9 protein-coding genes are annotated in these 12364 nt (G+C 43.4%); all 9 read right to left on the minus strand.

Going from position 1 to position 12364, the window contains the following annotated elements; genetic code table 11:
- Positions 1 to 18 precede the first annotated feature (18 nt).
- On the minus strand, positions 19 to 825 hold the full coding sequence (locus tag T543_RS01895; protein WP_035765128.1) for a type III pantothenate kinase: 807 nt from the start codon (positions 823 to 825) through the stop codon (positions 19 to 21).
- Positions 826 to 837: 12 nt separating this feature from the next.
- Positions 838 to 1656 carry a biotin--[acetyl-CoA-carboxylase] ligase gene (locus tag T543_RS01900; RefSeq protein WP_035765131.1) on the minus strand — a complete coding sequence of 273 codons (819 nt, stop codon included), beginning with the start codon at positions 1654 to 1656 and terminating at the stop codon, positions 838 to 840.
- A gap of 7 nt (positions 1657 to 1663) precedes the next feature.
- The gene (gene argF / locus T543_RS01905) at positions 1664 to 2656 is read right to left on the minus strand and encodes an ornithine carbamoyltransferase (protein WP_035765133.1); all 993 of its coding nucleotides are present in this window, start codon (positions 2654 to 2656) and stop codon (positions 1664 to 1666) included.
- Positions 2657 to 2833: 177 nt separating this feature from the next.
- On the minus strand, positions 2834 to 3973 hold the full coding sequence (locus T543_RS01910; protein ID WP_035765136.1) for a cell wall hydrolase: 1140 nt from the start codon (positions 3971 to 3973) through the stop codon (positions 2834 to 2836).
- Between the two features lie 183 nt (positions 3974 to 4156).
- Positions 4157 to 4951 carry a pyrroline-5-carboxylate reductase gene (gene proC / locus T543_RS01915; protein WP_035765139.1) on the minus strand — a complete coding sequence of 265 codons (795 nt, stop codon included), beginning with the start codon at positions 4949 to 4951 and terminating at the stop codon, positions 4157 to 4159.
- Positions 4952 to 4996: 45 nt separating this feature from the next.
- Positions 4997 to 5821 (minus strand): TrmH family RNA methyltransferase, encoded by an 825-nt coding sequence (locus T543_RS01920; RefSeq protein WP_035765140.1) that lies wholly within the window; start codon positions 5819 to 5821, stop codon positions 4997 to 4999.
- A gap of 87 nt (positions 5822 to 5908) precedes the next feature.
- Positions 5909 to 6877 carry a 6-phosphofructokinase gene (pfkA, locus tag T543_RS01925; protein ID WP_035765141.1) on the minus strand — a complete coding sequence of 323 codons (969 nt, stop codon included), beginning with the start codon at positions 6875 to 6877 and terminating at the stop codon, positions 5909 to 5911.
- A 126-nt stretch (positions 6878 to 7003) separates the two neighbouring features.
- Positions 7004 to 10501, minus strand: a complete 3498-nt coding sequence (locus T543_RS01930; RefSeq protein ID WP_035765142.1) for a DNA polymerase III subunit alpha — start codon at positions 10499 to 10501, stop codon at positions 7004 to 7006.
- 71 nt (positions 10502 to 10572) lie between these two features.
- Positions 10573 to 12315, minus strand: a complete 1743-nt coding sequence (locus T543_RS01935) for an ABC transporter ATP-binding protein (RefSeq protein ID WP_035765143.1) — start codon at positions 12313 to 12315, stop codon at positions 10573 to 10575.
- Positions 12316 to 12364 lie beyond the last annotated feature (49 nt).

The raw sequence follows: 12364 nt of genomic DNA on the forward strand, positions 1-12364 counted from the left end.
AAACTCCAAACTAAATAATTACTCCGTATCTCCAAAGCCTTCGAGGTGAGGCTTGTTTTTTCTGTTCTTTTCATAGATGAGGCGAAGTCCGGTGAGAATGAGGTTCGGATCATACACATCTATCTCTTCGACTTCCTCACAGATTATTCTGCCAAGACCACCTGTAGCTATAACCTTCATGTCGCTATAGCCTGATTCTCTCTTCATCTCATTTATTATGTACTTGCTCTGACCTATCTGCCCGTAAACAAGTCCTGCCTGCATGGAGCTGATAGTTTCCTGGGCAAGAATGGAATCAGGTTTTTTGATCTCGATTTCGGGAAGCTTGGCTGTATCTTCCCAAAGTGCCTTTGCGGAAATCCTAATTCCGGGGCTTACAACGCCTGATGTGAATTCGCCCTTGTCATTTACCAGTACGTATGTGGTTGCTGTTCCGAAATCAACTACAAGGACCGGCCCGCCCATTATCTCGTATCCTGCAACCGCGCCTACAACAAGGTCTGGTCCTATTTCAGAAGGATTCTTTGTTTTTATCTGGATACCTGTTTTAATTCCGGGTCCTACTATGTAAGGCTTATGTCCAAGGTATTTTATCATTGAATTAACAAGTGCGTGCATGACATTGGGAACAACACTTGCGATTATAATTCCTTCTATTTCATTTTTATCGATGCCGTTGTTCCTTAGCATGGCTATAAGGTTATTACCATACTCATCCGATGTGTGCGCTGTTCTGGACATCATTCGAAAGCTGGCAACAATCTTGTCATTATTAAAAACGCCAAAATTTATATTTGTATTTCCCACATCAACTACAAGTAACATAGAAACCTCCATTTATGTGTAGCCGTAAAGTCCTCTGATACTGACTTCTCCGGCATTTATATTTTTGACCTCTCCATCATCTGATCTCACAATAAGGCATCCCTCATCGCTTATGCCTAGAGCCGTGGCCTCGTACTCTCCGAGCGGATCAAGCACGCGAACCTGCTTATTTATGTTTAGAAGCCTTTTTTCATAAGTATCCTTTAAAAGTGACAGGTTCATGGTCTTTTCATATTTTTCAAAATTATCTTCAAAGTGCTTCATGCATAAAGCTATGAGCTTTGATCTGTCAGTCTTTTTCCCTGTCTCTGAAAAAACAGATCCAGCCATGTCCTTTATTTCATCTGAAAAAAGGTCGCCCGGCTGATTAACATTTATTCCTACGCCTATAACCACGTAGTAGCTGCCGTCAGCCTCGGGATGAAGCTCTGTGAGGATTCCGCATATCTTGCGGCCATTTAACACAACGTCATTTGGCCATTTGATACCGGGCAATTTCTCGCTGTATGAAAAATCATAAAGTATATCTTCCACAGCTTCTGAAACAGATATCGCCATAACAAGCGTAAGTCCTGAGACCTTATCCATAGGTATCTGTGGTCTTATCATCAGGCTCATGAAAATGTTGTGCCCTGCAGGAGATATCCAGTTTCTTCCCCTGCTGCCTCTTCCGGCATCCTGCCTGTCTGCAACAACAAGGTATCCTGAATCTTTTCCGCTTTTTCCCGCATCATCAGCTGCGTTGTTCGTTGAGCCTATAATGTCGTGATATTCAACTTCACTTCCCATGACCTTTGTGGTCAGATATTTTTTTATCTCTTCGCTGTTCATCTTGCGGTCATTCTATTGTCGCATACATAACTGCCTTTATGGTGTGCATGCGATTTTCAGCCTCCTGAAATACGATGGACTTTTCAGACTCAAATACCTCATCGGTTACTTCCATCTCGCTAAGTCCGAATTTGTCTTTTATCTGTCTTCCTATGCCTGTTCCCTGATCGTGAAAAGCGGGGAGGCAGTGCATAAATACTGCATTTTCTCCTGCATTATCCATGACAGCTTTGGTAACTGCATAGGGCTTTAAGTCATTTATTCTCTCTTCCCAGATTTCATCGGGTTCTCCCATGGATACCCATACATCTGTGGAAATGACGTCGCAGTTCTTTGTTCCCTCATTTACATCTTCTGTGAGGTCTATAACTGCGCCTGTCTTTTTAGCAATCTCTTTGCTGGTATTTATCAGTTCCTCATTCTGCCAGTACTTCTTTGGTGCACATGTTGTAAAATGCATGCCCATCTTTGCACAGGCAACCATAAGGGAATTACCGGTGTTATATCTTGCATCACCCATATATACAAGGTGTATTCCTTCGAGCTTTCCAAAATGCTCTCTTATTGTAAGCAGATCAGCGAGCATCTGTGTAGGATGAAACTCATTGGTAAGACCGTTCCACACGGGAACCTTGGAATATTTTGCAAGCTCTTCTACGATGTCCTGTCCAAAGCCTCTGTATTCTATGCCGTCATACATGCTTGAAAGAACTCTTGCCGTATCTGCAATGCTTTCTTTTTTGCCTATCTGTGATCCGGTAGGATCAAGGTATGTTGTTCCCATACCCATGTCATGCGCTGCAACTTCAAAAGAGCATCTGGTTCTTGTACTTGTCTTTTCAAAAATAAGCGCAACATTTCTTCCCCTGAAATTGTCGTGAAGAATATGCTTTTTCTTCTCATCCTTAAGCTTTGCTGCCAGGTCCAGAAGATACGTGATCTCCTCAGGTTCAAAATCAAGTAGCTTTAAAAAATCTCTGCCCTTTAAGTTTACTGCCATAATCTATCCTCCCTTAATTGCCAAAAATACAAATACGGTGAACAATGCTGTAAAACAAATATATCCGGAAATTTACTACCTATAGAGCCTGAATAAAAAAGCAAGCCCGATTGCGGCTATAAACCACAATCAGGCTATATTTTAACATATTATTGCAAACAATCGTACCCCTTGTTATTACCAGAATACGTGTGCTCCGATAACAAGACCGTCATGGCCGCCTGCACGTCTGAAGTGAGTTGCTGTTCCGCATGTAGTCTCACCTGCAAGTGCTGCCTGCGCTGCCTGCATGCAGCTATCTGAAACGCTGCTGTTGTAAACTCTGTCAACAGTTCCGTTAAGTGCGGGAGTAAACTGTCCTGATGCATAGATAACACCGGAAATAGTGTTTGCATAAGCTCCGCTCTTAACACGGTTCATAACAACCGCACCTACTGCTACCTTACCTTCATAAGGCTGGTTTCCTGCTTCACACTGGATAAGTGCTGCAAGAAGTCTTGTCTCATCAGCGCCTGCTGCTACAGCTCCTGTATTCTTGGTGAGCTTAGCTTTCTTAGTAGCTTCTTCTGCTTTTCTCTTGGCTTCCTCTTCTTCACGAGCCTGGATCTGAGCCATTGTCTCGCCTTCATCTATGCGGAAGTCCTTATCTACATATTCAGCCTGAACATAACCTGTTTCGTCGTTATAGTCAACTTCGATCCAGCCATTGCCCAGATCTTCGATCATATCTACAAATCCATAACCGGTTATAACGCCTAAGACATCTGCGTCTTCACTTGCCTCAGCTCTTACTCTGAGAGCATCTTCCTTACTAGTTACAAGCTGAACGCCAACTTCCTGTGCGATCTCTTCAGCTTCTTCTCCAAAGTAAAGGTATTCGTCCTTGGCCCAACCGACCACTTCACCTGACTGGATCTTGGTCCAGCCATCTTCCTGCTCTAATATCTTACCGCCGCAGTCCTTGTATAAAACTCCGACCTTCTCTGCATCCTCTTCGGGAGCAATTCTGATATTCATGACCTGTGAAACATTTGCCATAACAAGAGAACTGTTATCTTCGTCCTCTGATTCATCCTCGTCATCTGCGACATCAACCTGGTTGTTGATCTCTGAAGCTACGTCAGCTGCCTTTGCAACCTCTTCATCTGATATCTCTGCAACATCTGTAGGATTAAGTATGTTACCGATTCCTACATCGTTACTGTTCAAAATGCTAGTTGTTCTCGCCTGTACCTTGATGCTACCGGAAGTTCCGAACAGAACCATCGCAAGTGCAAATGCAATAATACTGCGCATCATCGTGCCTGCTGTTTTCATATTTTTTCTTCCTTTTTTCAATTGTTACGTATTTGTTACCACAAAACATTGATTATTGTAACAAATGATTGTTATGATGTCAACTTTTGAACGGAAACGCCAAAAAATAAGGGCTTTCAAATCCTTGAAAGCCCTGCAAAATCGCCATTTTAAAATTATTGCATTTTTGTAATCTTTGTATTTTTAAAGTTCTTTGCTTCTCAAAATAGCTGCTTCAACAGCATCCATTATCGTGCCTCTGAAACCACTTTCCTCGAGAACTTTTACAGCTTCGATTGTGGTTCCGGCGGGAGAACATACCATATCCTTTAATTCCCCGGGGTGCTTGCCTGTTTCAAGGACCATCTTGGCACTTCCAAGAACTGCCTGAGCTGCAAATTCATAAGCCTGTTTTCTGGGCATTCCGCCAAGGACTGCCGCATCTGCCATAGCTTCTATGAAAAGAAATACGTATGCGGGTGATGAGCCCGAAACTCCTGTAACAACGTCCATCAAATTCTCAGTTACAACATTAGCAGTACCGCAGCTTCTGAGAATATCCAGTGCGATATTAAGGTCATCTTCGCTGCACAGATTATTGGGGCAGACTGCAGCGCAGCCCTCGCCTACAAGTGCAGGTGTATTTGGCATTACGCGGATCACCTTTACTTCTTTTTCGAATTCTTTAGCGATCCACTCAAGGCTCTTTCCTGCGGCAATGCTGATCACAAGCTTTTGGTCATCGATTTCATCCATTATGTCTGCGATAGCAACCTTAAGAAACTGAGGCTTGACCGCAAGGAGGATAATGTCCGCTTCCTTTGCAACATCTGCGTTGTTATTAAGTACCCTGATCCCGAATTTCTTTGCAGCACTCTCTCTTGCTGCCTCCATAGGATCAGATCCGATAATGTCAGCAGGATCAAAAACACCCTTTGAAATAATTCCGCCCATAAGGGCCTTTGCCATATTTCCAAGTCCGATAAAACCTATTGTCATACCTATACCTCCTTTTATTTCCTGGTTATTTCCTGTTTCTTCCAGTTATTTCGTCATATTTCTTCTTTGCCTTGCTGCCTCAAAAGTCAGGATTGCAGCTGCTGTTGCGGCGTTCATAGACTCAACCTCTCCAAGCATCGGTATAAGAAGATACTCACCTGCTGCATCCGCAGCTTCTTTTGTAAGGCCGTTCCCCTCATTTCCTATAAGAAATGCAGAGCCCCTTGTAAGCTCTACCTCATCATAGTTTTTGGTTCCCTTTAGATGAGCCGCATAGCTTACTATATTATACTTTTCATGGAGTTCTTTGACTATACCGGGGACAGAGTCAGTATAGCAAAACGGAACGCGGAAAATCGCTCCCATTGTTGATCTTACAACCTTTGGATTATACACATCAGCCATATCACTGCTCATGATTATTCCGGTTACGCCAGCGCCCTCTCCAGTTCTGAACATATTCCCCAGGTTTCCGGGGTCCTGTATATTTTCAAGGATCAAAAGAAGAGGCTCTCTTCCATCGCTCGTCTTTGCAGTCATATCATCAAGTGTCCATTTTTTCTGTCTCACAACTGCAAGTATTCCCTGGGGAGTCTGGGTGTCAGCCATCTTCTTCATGACATCATCAGAAACCTCTTCAAAAAATATGTCTTTGTTATTCATGATCTCAAAAACCAGGTCTCTGTCTTTTCCCTTTGCATTATCAAGGAAATGGGTCGTGACATACACTTCCCTGATATCAGAAAGCTTTGCCTCTCTGACCATCCTTATTCCTTCAACAAGAAAAACCTTATCTTCTCTTCTTGCCTTTACTTTTTTTGCGTATTCGCAGACCTTCTTAACGCGGGCATTATTTGTGCTTGAAATCATAAAAACAGTCCTCTTCAAAATAAAATGTGCAATATATCACAAAACCCCCTCTCGCTGCGGGCGAAGAGGGGGTCAAAAATTCACTGATCACAGTATTTTGCTTATCTCATACTGATACTCGTTGATAGACTTCTTCATTGCAAGAGCCTCATCGATATCATAATCAACAAACTGACCGTTTCTGTAAGCAACAACTCTGTTTGTCTTACCTGCTGTAAGGATATCAGCTGCATAGCATCCCATCATTGAAGCATATACACGGTCTTTACAGGTCGGGCTACCACCACGCTGCATGTAACCAAGGATAGAAGCTCTGGTCTCAAGACCTGTAGCAGCCTCGATACGGCGAGCCATAGAAGCTGAGTGGCCGATACCTTCTGCGTTAAGGATGATGTGGTGTGTCTTACCTTTCTTACGGTTATCGATGATGTTATCGATAATACGCTGTTCGTTGTAATCATACTTCTCAGGAAGAAGGATGTCGTCAGCACCGTTAGCGATTGCGCACCAAAGTGCGATATATCCTGCATGTCTGCCCATAACCTCAACGATACTTACACGCTCATGTGAAGATGAAGTATCTCTGATCTTGTCAATAGCATTCATTGCTGTGTTAATAGCTGTATCAAATCCGATAGTATAGTCAGTACAAGCAATATCAAGGTCGATAGTTCCGGGAAGTCCGATAGTATTGATTCCCTGTGCTGAAAGCTTCTGAGCACCTCTATATGAACCGTCACCGCCTATTACAACCATTCCGTCGATGCCGTGCTTTCTGCAGATCTCAGCACCCTTCTTCTGACCTTCCTCAGTTGTAAACTCCATACATCTTGCTGTTCCAAGAATTGTACCACCTCGCTGAATGATATCAGCAACGCTTCTGCGGTCCATGTCATAGATTTCTTCATTAAGAAGACCCATGTAGCCTTTTTTAATACCCTTTACTTTAAGTCCATTTGCAAGAGCCTTACGTACAACAGCACGGATAGCTGCGTTCATTCCGGGTGCATCACCACCACTTGTAAGTACTCCAATAGTTTTTATTTCCTTTGCCATAACCGGTACTACCTCGTAATCATATTTATTATCAGTTTTACGCCTACTATATTATATCAAAAAAAGTCAATCTGCAATTATGTTCGCCAATATTTTAACGATAAATTTTCGATTAGATAATTATTATCATACGATTTTTACATTTTCGGCGCCAAAAATTTCGGACAGTTTTGCGAGATTGTTGTCATCAGCATGGATTTTCATCGAAGAAGGAAGGTTTTTGACCTGCTTCGTTTCCTTGATATAGATGGCGACAATATCCCTTGCGGGAGCTGTTTTTTCAAGTCCAAGCAGCGTATCATTAAGGAGCTTTTCGTTATCTGAATAACTCTTCATATCGGAAAACTGTATCCACACTTTCCTCGGGACTTCGTCAAAGAGCTGGATCTTACTTGCAATAAGCTTGGCATCCTTGTCTTCTTCGCAGGATACGCGTCCCTGGATGAAGACTCTCGCATCTTCGCTTAGCCTTCCGGAATTGCTCTCGTAGGTCTTGGGGAAAACAATTACTTCTACGCTTCCAACAAGGTCTTCCACTGTTATAAATGCCATTACCTGGTCATTTTTCGTGTACTTTGTCTTTTTATCCGCGATAAGTCCGCCTATTGTCACGGTCTCATTGTCCTTTACAATAGGAACTCCCGATTCATTGTCCACATAAAAATCTGTGGTCTTTGCAGTGATATGCTTTTTCCAAAGTCCCTCGTATTCTTCTAGAGGGTGCCCTGAAACGTAGACACCAAGCACTTCTTTTTCAAATTCAAGAAGCATGTCCTTTGGATATTCTCCGACATCCGGAAGCTTAATATCAAACTGCTCCTTTACTTCCTTGGGCGCGAGGTCAAATAAAGATATCTGTCCTGCAAAAGTGTTTTTGTTCTGGTTGCTGATGCGGTCCATCATGGCTGCAAAAGAGCACATGAACTGCTTTCTTGTTCCCTCAAGGCTATCTAAAGCGCCAGCCTTTATAAAGCTTTCGACAGCGCGCTTATTAACGTCGCCATAGCTTTGCATTCTTGTGAGGAAATCATTAAGGTTTCTGAATTTTCCTCTCTCAGTCCTCTCTCTTACAATTGATTCTATGGCAGGTCTTCCGACACCCTTCATTGCAGTCAGCGCATAGCGTATCGCTTTTTTGCCGTCTTCTGATCTTGCAACGGAGAACCCGCCGAATCCCTCGTTTATGTCAGGCGGGAGAAGCTCTATTCCCATATTTCTGCATGACATTATATAGAAGGAAACTTTTCCCGGGTTATCTATAACAGAAGTCATAAGCGCTGCCATGAACTCAACGGGATAGTAGTATTTAAGCCAGGCTGTCTGCATGGAAACCACGGCATAGCATGCAGCATGTGACTTATTAAAAGCATACTTTGCAAAATCCATCATTGAATCATATATGTTATTGGCAACACCTGCATCTATTCCGAGGGATACGCAACCGGGAACGCCTTCGTCTGCATTACCGTTTACGAAGTTCTCCCTCTCTACCTCCATGACATGCTGCTTTTTCTTACTCATGGCACGGCGAACAAGGTCAGCTCGTCCCAGTGTATATCCGCCAAGCTGCTGAACTATCTGCATTACCTGCTCCTGATATACGATGCAGCCGTAGGTTGCAGACAAAATAGGCTCAAGCTGCGGGGCCTCATAGCTTATGTTTTTCGCGTCGGATTTTCCGGCTATATATTTAGGAATAAAGTCCATCGGGCCCGGGCGATACAGGGAAATTCCGGCTATGATGTCTTCAAGTGAATGCGGCTTTAACTCTTTCATGAAGGACTGCATCCCGCTGCTTTCAAGCTGGAATATACCTTCGCAGTGTCCGCTTCCTATCGCATCAAGGACCTTCTGATCGTCATAATCGATCTTGTCTATGTCTATGAAATTCGGATCGCCTTTTTTTGCACCTATCGTTTCGTTTGCGTATTTTACGGCATCCTTTATAACAGTAAGGGTTCTTAGTCCCAAAAAGTCCATTTTAAGAAGGCCCAGTTCTTCTATGGTAGTCATAGTAAACTGTGTCGTTATATTTCCTTCTGCGGATCGTGACAACGGAACGAGGTCTTCTGCGGGTTTCTGGCAGATAACAACGCCTGCCGCGTGGATCGATGTATGTCTTGGAAGGCCTTCGAGTTTTCTGCACATGTCGATAAGATGCCTTACCTGCGGGTCACTTTCATACTGGCCCCTTAGCTCAGCATTCATTTCAAGAGCCTTATCGAGGGTTATTCCAAGCTCTGTCGGGATCATCTTTGCAAGAGCATCGCCGTAGCTGTAGGGCAGATCAAGAACTCTTGCGACATCTCTTATTACACCCTTTGCCTGAAGCGTACCGAAGGTAATTATCTGTACGACCTTGTCTGCGCCGTATTTTTCGGTAACGTAATCAATAACTTCCTGTCTTCTCTCGTACTCGAAATCCACGTCTATATCAGGCATTGATACACGCTCGGGATTAAGGAAACGCTCAAAGAGAAGGTCATACTTAACGGGATCGATATTGGTGATGTGCATGCAATATGAAACTACAGAGCCCGCAGCAGATCCACGTCCGGGGCCTACTGCAATGTCGTTTTCCCTACAGTAGTTTATGTAATCCCATACGATAAGGAAGTAATCGACATAGCCCATCCTCTGAATAACTGAGAGCTCGTATTCAAGCTGTTTTCTTATTGTTCCGTCATCATCGGGATATCTTTCCTTCATTCCGTCGTCGCAGAGTTTGTTCAGATATGTCCATGAATCGTATCCGGGCGGCACATCGAAGTGAGGCAGTTTTGTAACACCAAACTCTATCTCGACGTTACATCTGTCCGCGATCTTCTGCGTGTTGTCGATTGCTTCCTGTGCATAGGTAAAGAGGTTTCGCATCTCCTCTTCGCTTTTTACGTAATACTGTCCGCCTTCGTAGCGCATTCTGTCTTCATCGGACACCTTCTTGCCGGTCTGGATGCACAAAAGAAGATCATGCGCCTCGGCATCATCCTCGTAGGTGTAGTGACAGTCATTCGTTGCAACAAGAGGAATATCCAGCTCTTTTGACATGGTCATGAGCGCGGCATTAACAGACCTCTGCTCCGGAATCCCGTGATCCTGAAGCTCCAGGAAAAAGTTGCCGTGACCAAAGATCTCATCATATCTTCTTGCAGCAGCTCTTGCTTCCTCAAGGTCTCCCCTCGATATCGCCTTGGGAATCTCTCCTGCAAGGCAGGCAGATAAGCAGATTAGTCCCTCGCTATATTCCTTCAAAAGCTCAAGGTCAACTCGCGGCTTGTAGTAATAGCCTTCCGTAAAACCGCGGCTTACGATATGCGATAAATTTTCATAGCCCTTGTTGTTCTCAGCAAGAAGAACCAGGTGGTAGTATCTGTTTTCGTTTACTCCTGCCTCTTTTTCGAATCTTGATCCCGGCGCAACGTATACTTCGCACCCAAGGATGGGCTTGATCCCCGCATCTCTTGCGGCTTTGTAAAAATCTATCACTCCGTACATGACGCCGTGGTCTGTTATAGCACCTGCATTCATGCCGAGTTCTTTTATTCTCTTTACATATTCTTTTATCTTATTGGAGCCATCCAGAAGTGAATATTCTGTATGAACATGTAAATGTGCAAATGACATTGTGTCTCCTTAAATTTATTGCTTCTAATATCTGTTATATACGCGAAACCACTCAGTTTCCTGCTGTTTCCTTATTCTTCCGAATCGCCAAACTGCATATTGTAGTATTTTGCATACATTCCGCCCTTTGCAAGAAGGTCCTTGTGCGTACCCTTCTCCTGTATGCCATCGCTGTCGAGAACTATTATCTCATCCGCATTCTTAATAGTAGAAAGTCTGTGAGCTATAGTGATTGTAGTTCTTCCATCGGCGAGCTTATCAAGGCTTCCCTGAATGTATCTCTCTGATTCGTTATCCAATGCACTTGTCGCTTCATCGAGTATCAGGATCGGCGGGTTCTTTAAGAAAACTCTGGCGATAGCTATTCTCTGCTTCTGACCTCCCGATAATCTCGCACCTCTTTCTCCAACCAAAGTATCATAGCCGTTTGGAAGGGAAGATATGAAATCATCCATATCCGCTTTCCTTGCAGCGTCCCTTATTTCTTCAAAGCTTGCACCCTGTTTTCCGTATGCAATGTTTTCTCTGATAGTGCCGTTAAAAAGATACACCTCTTGCTGTACGATACCAATGACACCTCGGAGCGATTTCTGAGTAAGGCTCCTTACGTCCTGTCCATCTATTTTTACAGCCCCCTTTGACACATCATAAAATCTGGGAAGGAGTGAGCAAAGAGTAGATTTTCCGCCGCCGGAAGGACCAACGATCGCAACTTTTTTTCCTGCCTGAACGTGCAGATCAATATGGCTTAGAACTCTCTCCTCGTCATCATCATAGGAAAAAGATACGTCTTCATAATCGACATTTCCAATGCAGTTTGTGAGCTCTTTTGCATCGGGCGCATCCTGTATTTCAGGCACCACATCCATCACTTCTCTAAATCGACGAAATCCTGCCATTCCCTTCTGCAGCATCTCTGTAAACTCGATAAGGACATTAACGGGAGCTATGAAAACATTGATATAAAGCGCATAAACCGCAAGGTCTTCTACAGAAAGAGAGCCCCTGGCGATGAAAAGACCGCCGGCTACAATAACTGCAATATACATCAGTCCTTCAAAAAAATTGTTGCCCGACTGGAACATAGCCATGGTAAGGTAGTTGGCTTTTTTCGAATCAAGAAATGCCTCATTTGACTTATCGAACTTGGCTTTTTCAATGTCCTCTCCGGTAAAAGATTTAACGACTCTTATTCCGCCAAGTGTATCCTGAAGAGAGGAATTAATTCCTGCTATCTTTTTCCTGTTGTCATAAAAAGTCCTGCGCATGTGCCTGTTCTGTTTATATGAAAAAAAAGCCATGCACAATACGATTGCCATAAGTATAAGTGTCATCGGCACATTTATTGTCATTAAGATAATGAAGGAACCGGTAAGCTTCACAACCGAAATAAAAATATTTTCAGGGCCGTGGTGGGCGAGCTCGGATATATCAAAAAGGTCAGATATCAGCTTACTCATCATCTCACCTGTGTTGTTTTTGTCATAATATGAGAAGGAAAATCTTTCGAACTGCTCGAAGAGATCGCGTCTCATGCCGGATTCCATCCTTGCTCCCATCATGTGTCCCTGATAGGTCACGAAATGTTTGCACAAGGATCTGACTGTATACATTATAAGAAGAATGATCGCAAGCTTTGTCACACCTGCGATGATTTTTTCCGGAGTTTCCAAAAACAAGCTCTCTCTGAGCACTCTTAAAAGCTGAGGAAAAACAAGATCGATCAAAGATAAGATCGATGCCGCCACAAGGTCAAGCAAAAACACGCCTATATAAGGTTTATAATACGGTACAAATTTTTTAAGTAAATCCATTTCTCCTCCATAAATTAAAACCTGTCTGCATTGCCAACCCCGTCATACT

Source organism: Butyrivibrio sp. NC2002, assembly GCF_000702265.1.
GTDB lineage: Bacteria > Bacillota > Clostridia > Lachnospirales > Lachnospiraceae > Butyrivibrio.